This is a genomic window from Piezobacter thermophilus, assembly GCF_055386745.1.
In genome coordinates this window covers 1,956,291-1,974,778 of record NZ_AP042380.1, presented here as the reverse complement: position 1 = coordinate 1,974,778, position 18,488 = coordinate 1,956,291, and the positions used below count along the sequence as shown (strand labels likewise).

Sequence of the window (18,488 nt, the reverse complement as noted above, 5' to 3'; positions counted from 1 at the left end):
GGCCCCCGGCGCTCCCCTCAGTCCTTCAGCGACTCTTCCCGCAGCCCGTCCGCCAGCAGGTTCAGCCCCAGCACCAGGCTCAGCAGCGCCAGCGCCGGCGGCAGGGCGGGATGCAGGTAGATCGACAACAGCTTGCGCCCCTCGTTGATCGTGGACCCCCAGTCCGGGCTCTCGGGCGGCAGCCCCAGCCCGAAGAAGCCCAGCGTGCCAAGAAGGATCGTCGTGTATCCGATCCGCAGACAGAAATCGACGATCAGAGGCCCGCGCGCATTGGGCAGGATCTCCCACAGCATGATGTACCACGGCCCCTCGCCGCGGGTCTGGGCCGCGGCCACGTAGTCGCGGGTCTTGATGTCCATGGTCAGCCCCCGCACGATCCGGAACACGGTGGGAGAGTTCACGAACACCACCGACACGAACACCACGAGGATGCCGCCGGGCACATCGAACAGATCGACGATCCGGGGCAGCGCCGGGATCGAGATCGACGGCGTATTCACCAGGTAGCCGTTCGTCGAGATCAGCGAGAGGTAAAGCCAGATCATCACCCCCAGCACCCCGGCCAGCAGCGGGTTGCGAAACCGCGGCTTGGTATGAAAGCGCGAATTGAGCAGCACCGCGGCAAACACGATCGGAAACACGAACAGGACCGCGGCCATGTAGTTCGGAACCCCCGTCGCCACGATCTCGGGCGTGACCAGAAGGTAGAACAGAAGGATCACCGGGAAGGCCAGAATCAGGTTGGCGAGGAAGGACAGGACCGTGTCCAGCCGGCCGCCGTAATACCCGGCCGGCAGGCCCAGGGTGATGCCAACCATGAAGGCGAACAGCGTCGCCAGCGGCGCGATCTGCACCACCACCCAGGCGCCCTTGACCATGCGCGAGAACACGTCCCGCGCCAGGTTGTCGCCGCCGAGCAGGTACCATTGATAGGCGCCCTCGGCCGCCCCGCGCAGCGGCGTGCCCGGCACCTTGTTCTTCATCCCCGAAGCCTGCGCCAGCGCGTCATGGGTCACGATCAGGTCCATCGCGCCGAAGATGCCGGTGAAGACCCAGAACATCACGATGGCAAAGCCGATCATGCCGATGGGGCTGTCGAACAGCTTGCCGTAAAGCCCCAGCCGCCGCCTGAAGGCGATCGAGGCCGAATAGAGGATGGCCAGCGCGATCCAGACCGGCGTGAACTGCCACAGGATCCGCCAGATGATTTCGACCGTGCCGAGAGGTTCCATCTTCCCGCCCCTCCGTCACGAAATGCGGATGCGCGGGTTCAGGTAGACATAGCCGATATCCGAAATCAGCTGCGTCACCAGCACCACCACGACCGAGACCACCGACACCGCCAGCAGAAGCTCGATGTCATTGTTGCCCGCGGCCTGCACCAGGAGCCAGCCGAAGCCCTTGTAGTTGAACAGGACCTCGGTGATCACCACGCCGTTGAGCAGCCACGGAAACTGCAGCATGATGACCGTGAAGGGGGCGATCAGCGCATTGCGCAGGGCGTGCCTGAGGACGATACCGGGGAAGGACACGCCCTTGAGCCGCGCCGTGCGGATGTACTGCGCGGTCATCACCTCGGTCATCGAGGCGCGCGTCATCCGCGCGATATAGCCCATGCCGTAAAGGGCGATGGTCAGCACCGGCAGGAAGAAATTGTTGAAATTGGCGTCCTCCATGGCGCTGGTCGCGGTGCCCTTGAACCATTTCAGACCGACGGCCGAGGAAGAGAACACCGCGATGAAGATCACCCCCGACACGTATTCGGGCGTCGCCGTGGTCAGGATCGAGATGGTCGAAAGCGTCCGGTCGGTGCGCGACCCTTCCCGCATTCCGGCCAGAACCCCGATGATCAGCGCCGAAGGCACCATGAGCACCAGAACCCAGAACATCAGCTTCGCGGTCAGTGTCAGGCGGATGGCAACGATCCGCGAGACCTCGTCCTTGAAGACCGTGGAAAAGCCCCAGTCCCCCTGCAGGATACCGCAGAATTTCGGAGCCCGTGCCGCCTCTTCCGCGCTGGCCTTGCCGCGCCAGCAGCGCCCGGTCACGCCTTCTTCGCCCTGCCGCGTCCAGCCCGGCAGCACCCCCAGCCACTGGCCGTATTTCACCAGCATCGGCTGGCCGTAGCCGTTGGCGTCCAGCCAGCTTTGCACCTCCGCGTCGTCCATGCGGAAATTGCCCTGGGTCTTGGCCAGCTTTTCCAGGTTCGGGTAGAGATTGGTCAGGAAGAAGACGATGAGCGTGAGGCAGATCGCCGTCACCAGCATGACGCCGGATCGTCTGAGTATGAAAATTCCCATGTCGGCCCCGTCGGACAGGTCGTTGCGGGCCTGTCGCCACCCGCGCGTCGATTACCGGCACTCCTTGCCGCAGAGGCGGGGCGCGCGCCGCCACGCGCGCGCCCAGGCCGGGGCTCCTAGCCCTTGACGGCCCATTTGTAGATCTGCGGCAGATAGGCGATGTGCATGTCGCCACCGATCACCCGTTCGTTGTGGTGGCGATAGAGCGACCGCCAGTAGGGCTGGATGGTCACGCCATCCTCGACGATCAGGGCCTGGCACTTGCCGGCGACCTTGCGGCGTTCATTGGCATCGGCGATCGCGTTGGCCTGCCTGAGCAGGTCATCGAATTCCGGGTTCGACCAGCCGAATTCGTTCCAGGCCTCGCCCGAGCGATAGGCCAGGCCCCAGACCTGCGTGGCCAGCGGGCGGTGGTTCCAGTTGGTCGAGCTGAACGGATACTTGGCCCAGTCGTTCCAGAAGGTCGAGCCGGGCAGGACCGTGCGCCTGACCTTGAAGCCCGCGTCGCGCAGCTGGGCGGCCACTGCGTCGGTGGTGTTGCGCCGCCAGTCATCGTCGATCGAGATGATCTCGTGTTCGAAATCCATCATCCCGGCCTCTTCCATCAGCGCCTTGGCCCCGGCCGGATCGAAGGGAAGCCGGCCGACGTTCGGGTCGTATTCCGGGTGCACCGGGCCGGCGTGATGGTTCTCGGCCGGCGCGCCGCGGCTGGCATAGCCCAGTTCCAGGCACACGTTGTTATCCACCGCCATGGCCAGCGCCTTGCGCACGCGCTTGTCGGCATAGGGCTTCATGCCGTTCACCTCGGCCAGCTGGTTCGGCCGGATCACGATGGTCGCCCCCGACACGACCTCGGACTTGACCCAGCCGAGGCCGTCGAACACGTCCACGAAATCGCCGACCGTTTCCCAGACCATGTCGATCTCGTCCGCCTCGGCCGCCGCGACGAACGAGGCCGGGTCGGTGCCGTAGTCGATGAACTCGATCCGGTCCAGATAGAACCCGCCCTCGGGGAAGGCGGTGTCGCCCCACCACGGGTGGTCGCCCTTGACCAGAACGCCCTTGACCCCGACCTCCATCATCTCGGGCAGCATCGGCCCGGTGCCGATCGGGTTCTTCAGCATGTTCTCGGGGTCGTGCGACTTGTGCACGATCGCCGCCGGGTAGTCGGCCATGCCGGGAATGATGGTGATATCCGAAGAATTCGTCTTCAGCCTGACGGTATGGCTGTCCACCACGGTGATCGCCCCGTCGGCGGCCTTGCCGGTGGCCGGGTCGATCAGGCTGGCCATGCGGCCGGCCATGGAGTTGCCCTCGACCGACTTGTCGCACCAGCCCTCGATGTTGCGGGCCACGTCCTCGGCGGTGAAGTCGTCGCCGTTGTTCCACTTCACGCCCTTGCGGACGAAAAGCGTGTACTCGGTGGCGTCCTCGTTGGCCTCCCAGCCTTCCAGCAGCATCCCGCGGAAGGTGCCGTCCGAGTTGTACTCGACCAGGTATTCCAGCCACCCGGCGGTGAAGGCGGCGATCTGCGTCCAGTCGTAGGTGCGCGGATCCTTCAGCGCGCGCACCTCCATCTGCATCCGCAGCGTGCCGCCGCGCGGCTTGTCCGAGGCGGCGCGGGCCGGGGCCTGCAGCCCGATCAGGCCGTAGGCAGCCGTGGCGCTCACGCCCAGCGCAGTGGAGCGCACGAGAAACTCGCGCCGGCTCAGTTTGCCCTGCCTGTATTCCCTGGCGTACATTTCGGCCGCCCAATGGATGGGCCTGCCCTTGATGGCGTCGAATTTCATCGCGATTCATCTCCCTGTTTCACGGACATTTCGTGTGCCCGGCGTCGGCTTGCCTGCCGGCGTCTGAGGGCCTTTCGGCGTCTCGATGGGCTTCGGATCCGGGTTGGCGGTACTCCCCATCGTTCTATTCCGCACGAGCCGCACCCACCCGTCAACGTTTGCTTTCGTCATCTCATGGTCGAAAAACGACATGGAACCTGTAAAAAAACGTCATTCCCGGAAAATGTGATCGGGCGTGAGGGGGGCGGGTCGGTCTCTCTCGACAGTTCTGTCAGGTCGCGTGCGAATCGGTTTTGCTGCCGGCCGCAAGGCGGCGCAGGGCGGTGGGCGGGCATCCCGTCTTGCGCCGGACGAAGCGGGAAAAGGCGGCCGGGCTGGCAAAGCCCAGATGCCGCGCGATGTCCTGTACGGGCGCGCGCGTGCGCCCCAGCAACCGATGCGCGGCGTGCAGGATCCGGTCCTCGAGAAGCGCGCCGGCGGTGCGCCCGATCTCGGCCCGGCAGGCCCGGTTCAGGTGGTTGACAGACACCCCCAGCGCCGCCGCCTGGCCGGCGACGCCATTGCCATCGGCGTAAGAGGTGACCAGGCGCCGGCAGTAGGCCCGGCTCAGCCGGCGCGTGGGCGTGGCGGTTTCCGGCGTATCTGCAGGGGTCGGTTCCTGTCGGATCAGCCAGACCGAGATCAGGCGGGCAAGCGCCTCGATGGCTTGCGCGTGGCCCGGACGCACCTGAAGCTGTTCGCGGCCGATGGCGTCGCACAGGGCGGTCAGCTCCGCCTGCTCGCGGCTGTCGCGCACATGCAGAAGACGCGATGCAGCGGGAAGGTTCATGTCGGCCCCTGACGGGAAACTCACCGTCAGCCCCAGCGCCCCGCGTCCCGCTTCGAACGCAAACAGATGCCGGGCGGGGACGAACAGCGCGTTGTGGGGGCCAAGACCGCGCCGGGTGCCGTCGAGCAGCGCGACGCCCTGACCCCGAGTGAGCCAGATCAGCAGGTGCTCGCCCCGGTCATGCGGAAGCGCCAGTTCCCAGCCGTCTGCGCCCGCCAGCCGGGCGAGCGTCTGCAGGTGCGGATGGGGCAGGGGGGCGGGATCGAAAGGCATGGGGGGCGCGCGGGATGGCTCGGACCGGTATGGAGGGTTGGTGCCGATCATGCAGGCACCGGGCCTTCCCCCGCAAGGGCGGGTCATCCGGTCGGCATCCATTCGCCCGGCGGTCGCAGCCCGAGCCAGCCCTTCATGCGGGCGCGGAACCATGTCCGCTGCCGCTTGGCGAATTGCCGGGTGGCGACGGTGGCGCGGGTGCGTGCCTCCTCCAGCGTGATCTCGCCCGACAGATGCGCCATCAACTCGGCCACGCCGATCGCCCGGCAGGAGGGCAGGGCCGGGTCGTAGCGGTCGCGCATCGCCGCCACTTCCTCCAGCGCGCCCTGCGCCAGCATCCGGTCGAACCGCCGCTCGATGCGTGCGTTCAGCCAGTCCCTCGGAGCGTCGAGCAGGATCGGCAGGCAGCGGTCGAGGGGCAGGGCGGGGGGCGGGGTATCGTCCTGCCATGCCGCCAGAGGGCGGCCGGTGGCGGTCTGCACCTCCCAGGCCCGCTGCACCCGGGCGCGGTTCATGGGGTCGATGCGGGCGCGGGTGGCGGGGTCCAGCTGGGCCAGCATGGCCTCGCGCGGCATCGCCTCGGCGCGGGCGCGGATTTCGGCCGGGACGGGGGGGATTTCGGCCAGCCCCTCGGTCAGCGCCGCAAAATAGAGCCCCGTCCCGCCGGTGATGATCGGCCGCTCGGGGCCGCGCAGCAGCGGCCGCACCGCGCGCAGCCAGTGGCCGACCGACCAGGGCGCGTCATGCGCCAGATGGCCGTAAAGGCGGTGGGGGGCTTGGGCCTCTTCCTCGGGCGAGGGGCGCGCGGTGATGATCCGCCAGCAGCCATAGACCTGGGAGGCATCGGCATTGACGATCACCCCACCATGGCGGCGGGCGATCTCCAGCGCCAGAGCGGATTTGCCCGAGGCCGTCGGACCGGCGATCAGCACCGGGATGCCGTCGGGGATCCGGGGGATTTGGGCCAGCGGTTCCATTGCCTTCCCTGCGCGGCCTTGCCGGTCATTCGCGAAAGCCGCCCTTTGCGCATTGAACATGGGGGCGGATTGCTCCATTTTGCGCCGAGCGTAAACCCCTGCCCGATCGGAGCGCAACATGACCTCGACCTCCGCCCCCGAAACAGCGGCTGCGGCCGCGCAAGCCCCCCGATCCGCGGAAAGTGCGGAAACGGCGGCACAATCCCCCGATGCCGAACCCGAAACCCGGCCCGAGACCACCTATGAGCGGGTGATGCTGAAGATCTCGGGCGAGGCGCTGATGGGCGATCAGGGATTCGGGCTGCACCCGCCCACCGTGCAGCGCATCGCCCGCGAGGTGAAGTCGGTGCACGATCTGGGTGTCGAGATCTGCATGGTCATCGGCGGCGGCAACATCTTTCGCGGGCTCCAGGGCTCGGCCCAGGGGATGGAGCGCACCACCGCCGACTACATGGGCATGCTGGCCACGGTGATGAACGCGCTGGCCATGCAGTCGGCGCTGGAGGATATCGGCGTCTTCACCCGCGTCATCAGCGCCATCCGCATGGACGAGGTGTGCGAGCCCTATATCCGCCGCCGGGCGGTGCGGCACCTGGAAAAGAAGCGCGTGTGCATCTTCGCCGCTGGCACCGGCAACCCCTATTTCACCACCGATACCGCCGCCACGCTGCGCGCCAGCGAGATGAAGTGCGAGGCGATCTTCAAGGGCACCAAGGTGGACGGGGTCTATGACAAGGATCCGACGAAATACCCCGACGCCAGGCGCTATGACTCGGTTTCCTATGACGACGTGCTGGCCAAGCGGCTGGGGGTGATGGATGCCTCGGCCATCGCGCTGGCCCGCGACAACAACCTGCCGATCATCGTCTTTTCCCTGGACGAGCCGGGCGGCTTCCGCGGCATCCTCGCCGGGCGGGGCACCTATACAAAGGTGGGTGGCTAGGTCTATAGACCGGGCAGGAACCAAAGCAACCCGACGCGGGGAGAGCGTATCGACATGTCAGAAGAATTCGAACTCGATCTCGACGACCTGCAGCGGCGGATGGAGGGCGCCATGGCAGCGCTCAGGACCGAATTCGCCTCGCTGCGCACGGGCCGGGCCAGCGCCGCCATGCTGGAGCCGGTACAGGTCGAGGCCTATGGCCAGATGACCCCGATCAACCAGGTCGGCACCATCAACGTCCCCGAGCCGCGCATGGTCACCATCAACGTCTGGGACAAGAGCCTTGTGAACAAGGTGGAAAAGGCGATCATGGAAAGCGGTCTGGGTATCAATCCGCAGACCAACGGCACCATCATCATGCTGCCGATCCCCGAGCTGAACGAGGAACGCCGGCGCGAACTGAGCAAGGTCGCCGGCCATTATGCGGAACAGGCGCGGGTGGCGATCCGCAACGTGCGGCGCGACGGCATGGACAAGATCAAGAAGGCCAAGGCCGAAAGCCACCTCTCCGAGGACGATCAGAAGTTCTGGGAATCGGAAGTGCAGGACCTCACCGACAGGATGATCAAGGCGGTGGATGAGGCGCTGGAGCACAAGCAGGCCGAGATCATGCAGGTCTGACCCGGGTTCATGCCACGCGATACCGATAACGGCGAAGGGCCGCAGGGGCCGAAACATGTTGCGATCATCATGGATGGCAACGGCCGCTGGGCGCAGGCCCGCGGCCGGCCGCGCCTGTTCGGTCACCACGCCGGTGCCCGCCGGGTGCGCGAGGTGGTCGAGGCCTGCCCCGATCTGGGCATCAAGTATCTGACGATCTTCGCCTTCTCCACCGAGAACTGGAAGCGGACCCAGGTCGAGGTGGCCGGCCTGATGAGCCTCTTCCGTCGCTACATCACCAAGGAAACGCGGGCGCTGAAGGAGCGCGGCGTGCGGGTGCGTTTCATCGGCGACCGGGTACGGCTGGATCCCAAGCTGATCGACCTGATGGACCGGCTGGAGAAGGAAACCGCGCATAACGACCTGGTGCATCTGACGATTGCGCTCAACTATGGCGGCCGGGACGAGGTGGCGCGCGCCACCCGCCGCCTGGCCGAGGACGTCGCGGCAGGCCGGCTCAAACCCGAGGACGTGGATGAAGAAACGCTGCCAAAATACCTTGATACCTGCGTTCTTCCCGATCCCGACCTGGTGATCCGCACCTCGGGCGAGGCCCGGATTTCCAATTTTCTCCTGTGGCAGTCGGCCTATTCGGAATACGAGTTCATCGACACGCTCTGGCCCGATTTCACGGCCGCCGAGCTGGAGCGTTTGTGCAGGAACTACGGCCGGCGGGAGCGCCGTTTCGGCGCGGCGTCGGCATGAGCGGAGCGGGTCGGTGGTCGGATCTTTCGTCGCGGGTGGTCTCGGCGCTGATCATGGTCGGCGTGGCTCTTGTCGCGCTGTGGTCCGGGGGGGCGGTCTGGCAGGGTTTCATCGCCCTGATCTGCGCGGCGATGGTGTATGAAATGGCGCGGATGCTGGCGCCTTCGGCTCGGGCGGTCGCCTTTCTGACCGCGGCGGTGGCGGCGGTTGTGATCTTTCCCGCGACCACGCTTCCGGCCTGGGTGGTCCTGCCTTCGGCGCTGGTGCCGGGGCTGGTCGGCGCGGCGATGATGCGGGAGCGGGGAAGGCTGTTCCTGTTCTTTGCCAGCTGGATCGCGCTGGCGGGGTTTGCCTTCATCACCATCCGGGCCGATCTGGGGCTGGTCGGCATGCTGTGGCTGATCTGCGTGGTGATCGCCACCGACGTGGCCGGCTATTTCGCCGGCAAGGCGATCGGCGGGCCGAAGTTCTGGCCCCGTGTCAGCCCCAAGAAGACGTGGTGCGGCACCGTTGCCGGCTGGATCGCGGCAGCTCTGGTCGGCGCCGGCTTCGTGGCCTGGTCCGGCTTCGGCGCGGGGATGATCGCGGTCTCGGTGCTGGCCGCTTTTGCTGCCCAAGCCGGCGACATCGCCGAAAGCGCTGTCAAGCGCAAGGTCGGCGTGAAGGATTCCAGCGGCCTGATTCCGGGGCATGGCGGGTTTCTCGATCGCTTTGACGGGATGATCGGGGCGGGGGTCTTCATCCTGCTGGCCGGGATCGTCACGGGTTTCCTGCCCGGGGTGCTGTAATGCGCAGGGTGACGATACTTGGCGCCACCGGCTCCATCGGTCAGAACACCATCGACCTGATCCGGCGCGAGGCGGACCGCTACCGGGTCGTGGCGCTGACCGGGGGCGCCAACATCGCGCGGCTGGCGGCGGATGCGCGCGCGCTGCGGGCCGAGGTCGCGGTGACCGCCCGCGACGATCTGCTGCAGGATCTGCGCGACGCCCTTGCCGGCAGCGGGATCGAGGCCGCCGCGGGACGGCAGGCGCTGGAAGAGGCCGGCGCCCGCCCGGCCGACTGGGTGATGTCGGCGATCGTCGGCGCCGCCGGACTGGCGCCCGGTCTGGCCGCGCTGCGCCAGGGGGCGACGCTGGCGCTGGCCAACAAGGAATCGCTGGTCTGTGCCGGGGCGCTGGTGCTGGAAACCGCGCGGCGCAGCGGCGCCCGGCTGCTGCCGGTGGACAGCGAGCATTCCGCCGTCTTCCAGGCGCTGACGGGCGAGGACGTGGCGGCGGTGGAGCGCATCGTCATCACCGCTTCGGGGGGTGCGTTTCGCGACTGGCCGCTTGAGCGACTGCGGCACGCGACGCTGGAGGAAGCCTCCTCTCACCCCAACTGGAACATGGGGCAGCGGATCACCATCGACAGTGCGTCCATGTTCAACAAGGCGCTGGAAATCATTGAAACATATGAATTCTTCGGGATTGATCCTGACAGGATCGAGGTCTTGGTGCACCCCGAATCGCTGGTCCATGCGCTGGTGGGGTTCCGCGACGGGGCGCTGATGGCGCATGTGGGCGCGCCGGACATGCGCCACGCCATCGGCTATGCGCTGCACTGGCCCGAGCGGCGCGAACTGCCGGTGGCGCGGCTGGATCTGGCGCAGGTGGGCAGGCTGACCTTCCGCGCCCCGGACGAAGCGCGCTGGCCGGCGCTGCGGCTTGCCCGCCAGGTGATGGCGCGCGGCGGGCTTGCGGGGGCGGCCTTCAACGCGGCCAAGGAACGCGCTCTGGACGGGTTCATCGCCGGGCGCATCGGATTTCTCGACATGGCGGCGGTGGTCGAGGAGGTTCTGGCCCGGATCGAGGCGCAGGACGGTCCAATTGATGCCGCAATGACACTTGATAACATCATGGCAACGGACCATCTCGCCAGGGCATGCGCCGATGAGGTGATGGCAGAGATGGCACAGCGGGCAGGGTAGGAATTTGGATATCGGTGGACTCATCCAGGGCTTTGGCGGAGTGGCGTGGACGCTGCTTGCCTTCGTGGTGGCGCTTTCGGTCATCGTGGCGGTTCATGAATACGGCCATTACATCGTCGGCCGCTGGTCCGGCATCCGGGCCGAGGTGTTCTCGATCGGGTTCGGCCCGGTGCTGTGGAGCCGGGTGGACCGGCACGGCACGCGCTGGCAGATCGCGGCGCTGCCTTTCGGCGGCTACGTGAAGTTCCTGGGCGATTCCAACGCGGCCTCGGGGCAGGATTTCGAGAAGATGGCCGAGATCTACAAGGACGACCCCGAAAACCTGCGCCACACCATGCACGGAGCCCCGCTGTGGGCGCGCACGGCGACGGTGGCGGCGGGGCCGGTGTTCAACTTCATCCTGTCGATCGCGGTGTTTTCGGCGGTGTTCATGCTGCGCGGCGTGGCCAGCGACCCGCTCACGGTCGGCGAGCTTCGCCCGCTGCCCGGCGGCCACTACGAATTGCAGGAGGGCGATCAGATCCTGGGCATCGCCGGTGCCGATGCGCCCAGCCTGGACGACCCCGCCTGGGCGGATTTCATCGCCGGCATTCCGCGGCAGGCGGTGCTGGACTACAGGGTGCGCCGGGACGGGCGCGAGATGGAGGTCAGGGGGCCTTATCTGTTCCCGCCGCTGGTGGCCCAGGTCAGTCCGCGCAGCGCGGCGATGGACAGCGGCTTTCGTCCCGGCGATGTGATCACCGCGGTGGACGGCCGGCCGATCTTCGCCTTCGAGCAGCTCAAGGAGGCGGTCGAGGCCTCGGATGGACGGCCGCTGCTGATCGATGTGTGGCGCGGCGGGCAGGCTCTGACCTTCACGCTTGCGCCGCGGCGCACCGACGAACCCCTGCCCGATGGCGGTTTCCAGACCGTGTGGCGGATCGGCATTGCCGGCGGCATGGCGTTCGAGCCCCGGACTGAAACCCCCGGCCCGCTGAAGGCGCTGATCGGCGGCGTCGTGCAGACCTGGGCCATCGTGGCCGGATCGCTGTCGGGGCTATGGCACATGATCACCGGGGCGATCAGCAGCTGCAACATCTCGGGTCCGATCGGCATTGCCGAAACCTCGGGGGCGATGGCGGCGCAGGGGGCGGAAAGCTTCATCTGGTTCATTGCGGTGCTGTCCGCCGCGGTCGGCCTGCTGAACCTGTTTCCGATCCCGGCGCTGGATGGCGGACATCTGGTGTTCTACGCCTACGAGGCCGTGGCCGGAAAGCCGCCCAGCGATGCGGCGCTGCGCATCCTGATGGCGGTGGGCATCGCGCTGATCCTGTCGCTGATGGTGTTCGCGCTGGGCAACGACCTGTTCTGCTGAGCCGGCGGATCCGGGTCGAATGCCCCGCCCTTGCCGGACGGGCGCCGCAATGCGGCCACAATCCGGCGTTACCTTCGGGCTGAGCCGTAAAGATGAACCTTGAAACAGCGGGGTATGGGCCATGTCGACATTGCAGCAATCCTATCGCGGTCTGCGCCTGGTCATGCTTCTGAACCTGGATCGGATCCTGGCGCTTGCGACCATCGCGCTGGCACTCTTCCTGGCGGCCTATATCGGCGGGCTCTGATTCCCTCTCACGTCCCCCGATTCCAGGACGCGCGCCGGTCGCCGGCGCGCGTTTTCGTACTTTTTGACAAGCCCACCCAATCCCTTTACTGACGTTCCCGATGTCTGCCAGAACTCGGGTTTGAAAGATGGGATTGGGGAAGATCGCGGGCGAGCCCCGCGGCCGGCGTTGCGTGTCGCCGCGCATGTTGTGCCTGCGTCTGATCGCGGTTGTCGTCCTTGTTGCCGGGATGTTCGGCGCCTTGCCCGGCATGGCGGAGGCGCAGGAATACACCTTCGACAGCGTGAAGGTCGAAGGCAACCAGCGCATCGAGACCGGGACCATCATCGCGCGCACGGGAATCACCCGCGGCAAGCCGATCAGCGCGGGCGTTTTGAACGACGCCTATCAGCGGCTTCTTGACAGTGGTTTTTTTGAAACAGTCGAAATCGAACCCGTCGGTTCCACCCTTGTCATCCGGGTCAAGGAACAGCCCACGATCAACGTGGTGAGCTTCGAGGGCAACCAGCGGCTCAAGGACGACGTCCTGGCCAAGATCGTCGAATCCAGGTCGCGCCGGGTCTTCAGCGCGGCGGTGGCGGAAAGCGACGCCGCCAAGATCGCCGAAGCCTATGCGCAGAGCGGGCGGATCGCCTCGACCGTCACGCCGCGCATCATCCGCCGCAGCGACAACCGCGTGGATCTGATCTTCGAGATCTCCGAGGGCGACACCATCGAGATCGAGCGCGTCAGCTTCGTCGGCAACCGCGCCTTTTCTGACCGGCGGCTGCGCCAGGTCACCCAGACCAAGCAGGCCAATCTGCTGCGCGCCTTCCTGCGCTCGGATACCCTGATCGAGGACCGCATCGCCTTCGACAAGCAGGTGCTGCGCGATTTCTACCTCTCGCGCGGCTATGTGGATTTCCGCGTCAACAGCGCCAATGTCGAACTCACCCGCGAACGCGACGCCTTCTACCTGGTCTTTAACGTGACCGAGGGGCAGCAATACCGCTTCGGCAAGATCACCGCGGTCAGCGAGATGCCGAATGTCGATGCCGAGCCCTACCGGGAATCGATCCGCGTCAAGCCGGGAACAGTCTATTCGCCTTCGCTGGTGGAAGAGACCATTGCCCGGATGGAACGGCTTGCGGTGCGCAACGGGGTCGATTTCATGCGGGTGGAGCCGCGTATCACCCGCAATGACCGCGACCTCACGCTGGATGTGGAATTCGCGCTGGTCAAGGGGCCGCGGATCTTCGTCGAACGGATCGACATCGAGGGCAACACCACAACGCTCGACCGGGTCATCCGCCAGCAGTTCCGCACCGCCGAAGGAGATCCCTTCAACCCGCGCGAAATCCGCCAGAGCGCAGAGCGGATCCGGGCGCTGGGCTTCTTCAAGAAGGCAGATGTGAGCACCCGTGAAGGATCGGCCCCCGATCAGGTGATCGTGGACGTCAATGTCGAGGAACAGCCCACCGGCACGCTCAGCCTTGGCGGGTCCTACTCGGTCACCGACGGGTTCGGCGTGGCGCTGGGGCTGTCCGAAAGCAACTTCCTCGGGCGCGGCCAGCGCCTGTCCCTCGACCTGTCCACGGCGCAGGAATCGAAATCCTACGTGCTGGGTTTTTCCGAACCCTACCTTCTGGGGCGCGAGCTTCGCTTCGATATCGATCTGGGGCTGCGCTCGCGCACGTCGAGCTTTGCCACCTACGACACCAAGCGCAGCTTCTTCACGCCGCAGCTGACCTTCCCGACGGGCGAGCAATCGTCCCTCACGATGAAATATTCCTGGGAAAGGGCCAAGATGCTGCTGCGCGATCCGCCCCAGAACGGGCTGGTGATCGGCCGCGAGATCGCGCAGGGGCCGAAGAACACAAGCCTTCTGGGCCTGAAATACAGCTATGACAGCCGGGTTACCGGGCTCAATCCGAATGCGGGCGTGCTGCTGCAGATTGGCGCCGATCTTGCCGGGCTGGGAGGCGAGACGAAATTCGTGAAGACTTCGGCCAAGGCGATTGCCCAGACCCGGGTCTGGAACGAGGAAATCGTGCTGCGCGCCTCGTTCGAGGCCGGCGCGCTGAACTGGCGCAGCACCGCCGCCAGCCGCTCGGTGGACCGTTTCGTGCTGACGCCGGACATCCTGCGCGGTTTCGAACCCGGCGGCATCGGCCCGCGCGACCGGACCGGGACGGCGGACGACTTCCTTGGCGGCAACTACTACGCGGTCGCCCGGCTGGAGGCCGAATTCCCGCTGGGCCTGCCCGAGGAGCTGGGGCTGAGGGGCGGTCTGTTCTACGACGTGGGCAACCTGTGGAACCTCGACAAGGTGGACACCGCCGGCGCCACGGTGGTTGGCGCCAACGGTTCAGTGCGCCAGGTGGTGGGCTTCTCGCTGCTCTGGACCACGGGTTTCGGCCCGCTGCGGTTCAATTTCTCGAAGGCGCTCGTGAAAGAACCCTTCGACAAGGAGCGCAATTTCGACCTGACCCTTCAGGCAAGGTTCTGAGGCGGGGGCCGCGATGATGCCGCGCCGGGCGATGAACACGACCCTGCGCCGGGCGGGAAGGGTTCTGGCCATCTTTCTGGCTCTGGCCGGCCCGTCCGGCGGCGGCCTTCGGGCGCAGCAGCTTGGCGTGCCGCAGATGGCGATTCTGACCATCTCGGCCGACCGGCTGTTTGCCGAGTCCGCCTTCGGCCGGCGCGTGGCTGCCGAGCTTGAGGCCGAAGGCAAGGCGCTGGCGGCCGAGAACCGGCGCAAGGAGGCCGAACTTGCCGCCGAGGAAAAGGCCCTGACCGAGAAGCGCGCGACCATGGACGCGGCGGCCTTCCGCGAGCTGGCCGACGCCTTCGACCGCAAGGTGCAGGAGATCCGCCGCACCCAGGATGCAAAGGCGCGCGAGATCGGCCGCAAGGGCGAGCAGGCGCGCGTGGAATTCTTCAACGCGGTCCGCCCGGTTCTGGAGCGCCTGATGAGAGAGGCCGGCGCCACGGTGCTTCTGGAGCGCGCCAACATCTTTCTCAGCACCAGTGACAGCGACATCACCGACGTCGCGATTGCCCGGATAGATGCAGCGATCGGCGACGGGCGCCAGTCCGGCGGCACCGACCGGTGAGGTCTCCGCCGCCGCTTGCCCCGGGCTTTCGGGGTTGGTAGTCAGGCGGCGATGCCAATCGCCAGACGGGAAAGCCCAGAGATGACCGACCAGCTGCAAAGCGCCGATATCCAGTTGATCCAGCGGATCCTGCCGCATCGCTATCCGTTTCTGCTGGTGGATCGGGTGGTCGATATCGACGGCACGAAATCCTCCCGCGGCATCAAGAACGTGACCATGAACGAGCCACATTTCCAGGGGCATTTCCCCGGTACCCCGATCATGCCGGGCGTGACCATCGTCGAGGCGATGGCCCAGACCGCGGGGGTCATGCTGGGCGTGGCGATGGACATCATCGACCGAGATCTGCTGATCTATTTCATGTCGATCGACAGGTGCAAGTTCCGGCGCAAGGTGATTCCCGGCGACGTGATGGAGATGAACATCACCACGCTTCGGGGCAAGCCGGGCGGCAAGGTATGGAAGTTCGCCGGCCGCGCCACGGTCGAGGGCGAGCTTGCCGCCGAGGCCGAGTTTTCGGCCTATGTCGACCTGTCGAAGGGCTGAGGCCGATGCCGGATATTCATCCCACCGCGGTCATCGAAGAGGGCGCTCGCCTGGGCGACGGCTGCCGGATCGGTCCCTTCTGCGTGGTCGGTGGCGAGGTTTCGCTTGGCGACCGGGTCGAACTGAAAAGCCATGTCGTCGTGACCGGCAGGACGGAAATCGGGGCCGAGACGGTGATCTTTCCCTTCGCGGTCGTGGGCGAGATTCCGCAGGATCTGAAGTTTCATGGCGAGGATTCGCGCCTGGTGATCGGGCGTCGCAACCGCATCCGCGAGCATGTCACCATCCACACCGGCACCGAGGGCGGCGGCGGCGTGACCCGCGTGGGCGACGACTGCCTGCTGATGGGCGGGGTCCACATCGCCCATGACGTGCAGCTTGGCAACCGTGCGATCATCGCCAACAATGCCGGCATCGCCGGTCACTGCGTCATCGAGGATGATGTCATCATCGGTGGTCTGGCCGGCGTGCACCAGTTCGTGCGCATCGGGCGCGGGGCGATCATCGGCGGCATGAGCAAGGTGACAAACGACGTGATCCCCTATGGCCTCGTGCAGGGGCCGCGGGGCGAGCTGGAGGGGCTCAACCTGATCGGGCTCAAGCGGCGCGGACTGTCTCGCGAGGAAATCCGTGCCCTGCGCGATGCCTTCGACGAGCTGGCCGGCGGCGAGGGCACCTTCATCGAACGCGCCCGTCGCATCGGCCAGACCAGCAAGAGCGAACATGTCCGCCATATCGTCGAATTCGTGACCGGCGAAAGCGACCGGTCCTTCCTCACGCCCGGGGGGTGAGACGATGCTGGCTTTGATTGCGGGTCAGGGGGCCTTGCCGGGTGCCATCGTGGCGGCCCTGTCCGAGCGGCCCGTGATCTGCGCGGTCGAGGGCTTCGCCCCCGAAGGGCTGGAGGTGGACCGGTGGATCCGGCTCGAACGTCTGGGCAGCGCGCTGCGCGATCTGAAGGCGGCGGGCGTGCGACGGGTCTGTTTTGCCGGTGCGATCCGGCGCCCGAAGATCGACCCGACCGCGATCGACGCGGCGACGCTGCCGCTGGTTCCCGTCTTCCTCAAGGCGATGGCCGCGGGCGACGATGCGGCGCTGCGGGCGGTGATCGGGATCTTCGAGGATGCGGGGCTTGAGGTGGTCGCGGCCCATGAGGCGGCGCCGGGGCTGCTGATGGGGCCGGGCTGTCCGACGCGGGCGCAACCCGGTGCGCGGGCGCGCGACGATGCCGCGCGGGCCGAGGCGATCATTGCCGCCATGGGGCAGGCGGATGTGGGCCAGTCCTGCGCGGTCCTGTCCGGCCAGGCGCTGGCGGTCGAAGGGGTGTTCGGCACCGACTGGATGCTGCACAGCCTGGCCGCGCGCCCGGACGGGCAGGGCGGCATCCTGTTCAAGGCGCCCAAGCCGGGCCAGGACCGGCGCGCGGACCTGCCGGTGATCGGCCCCGGCACCGTGGCCGGGGCACAGGCGGCCGGGCTGGAGGGGCTGGTGATCGAGGCCGGCGGGGTCATGGTGCTGGATCGTGACCGGGTGATTGCCGATTGCGACGCGGCGGGGCTGTTCCTGTGGGTGCGGGAGCGGGGGGGCTGATGCGCGTCTTCGTGATCGCCGGAGAGACTTCGGGCGATCGGCTGGGCGGGGCGCTCATGGCCGGGTTGAAGCAGCTGCGGCCGGATGTCCGTTTCGACGGGGTCGGCGGGGCGATGATGCAGGCCCAGGGCCTGGTCAGCCGCTTTCCCATGGAGGAGCTTTCGGTGATGGGCATTGCCGAGGTCCTGCCCAGGGTTCCGCGCCTGCTGCGCCGGATCCGCGAGACCGCCCGCGCGGTTGTCGATTTCACCCCGGATGTGCTGATCACCATCGACAGCCCTGATTTCTGCCTGCGGGTGGCGCGGCGGGTGAAGGCGTGCAGCAATATCCGCACGGTCCATTACGTGGCCCCTTCGGTCTGGGCCTGGCGACCGGGCCGGGCGAAAAGAATGGCCCGCCATGTCGATCACGTCCTGGCGCTGCTGCCCTTCGAGCCACCTTTCATGGAGGCGGCGGGGATGGAGTGCGATTTCGTCGGTCACCCGGTGGTGACCGAGCCGCAGGCGACTCCGGCCGAGATGCAGGCCATGCGCGCCGCGCTGGGGCTGGGGGATGCGCCGATCCTGCTGGTTCTGCCCGGCTCGCGCCGCGGCGAGGTGTTGCGCCTTTCGCCCGTTTTCGGCGATTCCCTGGCCCGCTTCCTGCCGGCCCATCCGCAGATGCGGGTGGTGGTGCCGGCCGCCCCGGCGGTGGCGGGGCTGGTGCGCGAAGCGGTCGCCTGCTGGCCGGGCGATCCGGTGGTTCTCGACCCCGCCGCGTTCGACCCAGACACCGCCGCCGCCCACAAGCGCGCCGCCTTCCGTGCGGCCCGGCTGGCGCTGGCCGCCTCGGGCACGGTATCGCTGGAACTGGCGGCGGCCGGCACGCCCATGGTGATCGCCTATGATGTCAACCGTTTCAGCCGTTTTCTGGCCCGCATTCTGGTGCATGTGGAAACCTTCACCCTGGTCAACCTGGTCAGCGAAACCCGCGCGGTGCCCGAATGCATCGGGCCCGATTGCGAGCCGGTTCATATCACCGTGCGGCTGGAGGAGGTCCTGACCGCCCCGGGCGAGCAGAGCCGGGCGATGGAGCTGACCCTGCGCCGGCTGGGCGCGGGCGGAGAGCCGCCCGGTCTGCGCGCGGCGCGGGCGGTTCTGGAGCGGATGGACCGGCGAGCCGGCTCAAGCTGACCGGGAGGGGGGCGGATCCCGCAGGCCCCGCGCCAGCC

18 protein-coding genes are annotated in these 18,488 nt (G+C 67.1%); 13 read left to right on the top strand and 5 right to left on the bottom strand.

Features of this window, described 5'->3' with window-relative positions; all coding sequences use genetic code 11:
• Positions 1 to 17 precede the first annotated feature (17 nt).
• The 5 genes from ACZ5CM_RS09625 to miaA all read right to left on the bottom strand — a co-directional run bounded on the left by ACZ5CM_RS09625 (position 18) and on the right by miaA (position 6,169).
• Entirely contained in the window at positions 18 to 1,232 is a 1,215-nt protein-coding gene (locus ACZ5CM_RS09625; RefSeq protein WP_464638048.1) for an ABC transporter permease, read from the bottom strand.
• 15 nt (positions 1,233 to 1,247) lie between these two features.
• Positions 1,248 to 2,300, bottom strand: coding sequence for an ABC transporter permease (locus ACZ5CM_RS09620; RefSeq protein ID WP_464638046.1), 1,053 nt, complete (start codon positions 2,298 to 2,300; stop codon positions 1,248 to 1,250).
• A 116-nt stretch (positions 2,301 to 2,416) separates the two neighbouring features.
• Positions 2,417 to 4,090, bottom strand: a complete 1,674-nt coding sequence (locus ACZ5CM_RS09615; RefSeq protein WP_464638044.1) for an ABC transporter substrate-binding protein — start codon at positions 4,088 to 4,090, stop codon at positions 2,417 to 2,419.
• Between the two features lie 271 nt (positions 4,091 to 4,361).
• Positions 4,362 to 5,192, bottom strand: coding sequence for an AraC family transcriptional regulator (locus ACZ5CM_RS09610; RefSeq protein ID WP_464638041.1), 831 nt, complete (start codon positions 5,190 to 5,192; stop codon positions 4,362 to 4,364).
• 83 nt (positions 5,193 to 5,275) lie between these two features.
• On the bottom strand, positions 5,276 to 6,169 hold the full coding sequence (gene miaA / locus ACZ5CM_RS09605; RefSeq protein WP_464638039.1) for a tRNA (adenosine(37)-N6)-dimethylallyltransferase MiaA: 894 nt from the start codon (positions 6,167 to 6,169) through the stop codon (positions 5,276 to 5,278).
• Positions 6,170 to 6,422: 253 nt separating this feature from the next.
• Between miaA and pyrH the strand changes: the two genes are divergently transcribed.
• The 13 genes from pyrH (at position 6,423) to lpxB (ending at position 18,450) form a co-directional block, all read left to right on the top strand.
• A complete protein-coding gene (gene pyrH, locus ACZ5CM_RS09600; protein ID WP_464642563.1) occupies positions 6,423 to 7,112 on the top strand; it encodes a UMP kinase in 690 nt (229 codons plus the stop codon).
• Between the two features lie 54 nt (positions 7,113 to 7,166).
• Positions 7,167 to 7,733, top strand: coding sequence for a ribosome recycling factor (gene frr / locus ACZ5CM_RS09595; RefSeq protein WP_464638037.1), 567 nt, complete (start codon positions 7,167 to 7,169; stop codon positions 7,731 to 7,733).
• A 9-nt stretch (positions 7,734 to 7,742) separates the two neighbouring features.
• The gene (locus tag ACZ5CM_RS09590; RefSeq protein WP_464638034.1) at positions 7,743 to 8,477 is read left to right on the top strand and encodes an isoprenyl transferase; all 735 of its coding nucleotides are present in this window, start codon (positions 7,743 to 7,745) and stop codon (positions 8,475 to 8,477) included.
• Positions 8,474 to 9,265 (top strand): phosphatidate cytidylyltransferase, encoded by a 792-nt coding sequence (locus ACZ5CM_RS09585; protein ID WP_464638026.1) that lies wholly within the window; start codon positions 8,474 to 8,476, stop codon positions 9,263 to 9,265. Before ACZ5CM_RS09590 ends, ACZ5CM_RS09585 begins: the two co-directional genes overlap by 4 nt.
• The gene (gene dxr / locus ACZ5CM_RS09580; protein ID WP_464638024.1) at positions 9,265 to 10,446 is read left to right on the top strand and encodes a 1-deoxy-D-xylulose-5-phosphate reductoisomerase; all 1,182 of its coding nucleotides are present in this window, start codon (positions 9,265 to 9,267) and stop codon (positions 10,444 to 10,446) included. Before ACZ5CM_RS09585 ends, dxr begins: the two co-directional genes overlap by 1 nt.
• Before the next feature lie 4 nt (positions 10,447 to 10,450).
• The gene (gene rseP, locus ACZ5CM_RS09575) at positions 10,451 to 11,800 is read left to right on the top strand and encodes an RIP metalloprotease RseP (protein ID WP_464638022.1); all 1,350 of its coding nucleotides are present in this window, start codon (positions 10,451 to 10,453) and stop codon (positions 11,798 to 11,800) included.
• A 121-nt stretch (positions 11,801 to 11,921) separates the two neighbouring features.
• Complete coding sequence (locus tag ACZ5CM_RS09570; RefSeq protein ID WP_464638020.1) at positions 11,922 to 12,047, top strand: hypothetical protein; 126 nt, start codon at positions 11,922 to 11,924, stop codon at positions 12,045 to 12,047.
• A 127-nt stretch (positions 12,048 to 12,174) separates the two neighbouring features.
• A complete protein-coding gene (gene bamA, locus ACZ5CM_RS09565; protein WP_464638018.1) occupies positions 12,175 to 14,535 on the top strand; it encodes an outer membrane protein assembly factor BamA in 2,361 nt (786 codons plus the stop codon).
• A gap of 13 nt (positions 14,536 to 14,548) precedes the next feature.
• Positions 14,549 to 15,142 carry an OmpH/Skp family outer membrane protein gene (locus tag ACZ5CM_RS09560; RefSeq protein WP_464638016.1) on the top strand — a complete coding sequence of 198 codons (594 nt, stop codon included), beginning with the start codon at positions 14,549 to 14,551 and terminating at the stop codon, positions 15,140 to 15,142.
• Positions 15,143 to 15,223: 81 nt separating this feature from the next.
• The gene (fabZ, locus tag ACZ5CM_RS09555; RefSeq protein ID WP_464638014.1) at positions 15,224 to 15,688 is read left to right on the top strand and encodes a 3-hydroxyacyl-ACP dehydratase FabZ; all 465 of its coding nucleotides are present in this window, start codon (positions 15,224 to 15,226) and stop codon (positions 15,686 to 15,688) included.
• Positions 15,689 to 15,693: 5 nt separating this feature from the next.
• Entirely contained in the window at positions 15,694 to 16,479 is a 786-nt protein-coding gene (gene lpxA, locus ACZ5CM_RS09550) for an acyl-ACP--UDP-N-acetylglucosamine O-acyltransferase (protein ID WP_464638012.1), read from the top strand.
• 4 nt (positions 16,480 to 16,483) lie between these two features.
• Positions 16,484 to 17,278 carry an LpxI family protein gene (locus tag ACZ5CM_RS09545; protein WP_464638010.1) on the top strand — a complete coding sequence of 265 codons (795 nt, stop codon included), beginning with the start codon at positions 16,484 to 16,486 and terminating at the stop codon, positions 17,276 to 17,278.
• On the top strand, positions 17,278 to 18,450 hold the full coding sequence (gene lpxB, locus ACZ5CM_RS09540) for a lipid-A-disaccharide synthase (protein ID WP_464638008.1): 1,173 nt from the start codon (positions 17,278 to 17,280) through the stop codon (positions 18,448 to 18,450). The genes ACZ5CM_RS09545 and lpxB overlap by 1 nt, the downstream gene beginning before the upstream one ends.
• Positions 18,451 to 18,488: the final 38 nt, after the last annotated feature.

What these genes read in the sequence shown, in the direction of transcription:
- ACZ5CM_RS09615 (WP_464638044.1), bottom strand. Translation starts at nt 4,090, where the DNA reads ATGAAATTCGACGCCATCAAGGGCAGGCCCATCCATTGGGCGGCCGAA.
- bamA (WP_464638018.1), top strand. Translation starts at nt 12,175, where the DNA reads ATGGGATTGGGGAAGATCGCGGGCGAGCCCCGCGGCCGGCGTTGCGTG.
- ACZ5CM_RS09570 (WP_464638020.1), top strand. Translation starts at nt 11,922, where the DNA reads ATGTCGACATTGCAGCAATCCTATCGCGGTCTGCGCCTGGTCATGCTT.
- ACZ5CM_RS09620 (WP_464638046.1), bottom strand. Translation starts at nt 2,300, where the DNA reads ATGGGAATTTTCATACTCAGACGATCCGGCGTCATGCTGGTGACGGCG.
- ACZ5CM_RS09545 (WP_464638010.1), top strand. Translation starts at nt 16,484, where the DNA reads ATGCTGGCTTTGATTGCGGGTCAGGGGGCCTTGCCGGGTGCCATCGTG.
- ACZ5CM_RS09610 (WP_464638041.1), bottom strand. Translation starts at nt 5,192, where the DNA reads ATGCCTTTCGATCCCGCCCCCCTGCCCCATCCGCACCTGCAGACGCTC.
- lpxA (WP_464638012.1), top strand. Translation starts at nt 15,694, where the DNA reads ATGCCGGATATTCATCCCACCGCGGTCATCGAAGAGGGCGCTCGCCTG.
- dxr (WP_464638024.1), top strand. Translation starts at nt 9,265, where the DNA reads ATGCGCAGGGTGACGATACTTGGCGCCACCGGCTCCATCGGTCAGAAC.
- frr (WP_464638037.1), top strand. Translation starts at nt 7,167, where the DNA reads ATGTCAGAAGAATTCGAACTCGATCTCGACGACCTGCAGCGGCGGATG.
- ACZ5CM_RS09560 (WP_464638016.1), top strand. Translation starts at nt 14,549, where the DNA reads ATGATGCCGCGCCGGGCGATGAACACGACCCTGCGCCGGGCGGGAAGG.
- ACZ5CM_RS09590 (WP_464638034.1), top strand. Translation starts at nt 7,743, where the DNA reads ATGCCACGCGATACCGATAACGGCGAAGGGCCGCAGGGGCCGAAACAT.
- ACZ5CM_RS09625 (WP_464638048.1), bottom strand. Translation starts at nt 1,232, where the DNA reads ATGGAACCTCTCGGCACGGTCGAAATCATCTGGCGGATCCTGTGGCAG.
- ACZ5CM_RS09585 (WP_464638026.1), top strand. Translation starts at nt 8,474, where the DNA reads ATGAGCGGAGCGGGTCGGTGGTCGGATCTTTCGTCGCGGGTGGTCTCG.
- lpxB (WP_464638008.1), top strand. Translation starts at nt 17,278, where the DNA reads ATGCGCGTCTTCGTGATCGCCGGAGAGACTTCGGGCGATCGGCTGGGC.
- pyrH (WP_464642563.1), top strand. Translation starts at nt 6,423, where the DNA reads ATGCTGAAGATCTCGGGCGAGGCGCTGATGGGCGATCAGGGATTCGGG.
- miaA (WP_464638039.1), bottom strand. Translation starts at nt 6,169, where the DNA reads ATGGAACCGCTGGCCCAAATCCCCCGGATCCCCGACGGCATCCCGGTG.
- fabZ (WP_464638014.1), top strand. Translation starts at nt 15,224, where the DNA reads ATGACCGACCAGCTGCAAAGCGCCGATATCCAGTTGATCCAGCGGATC.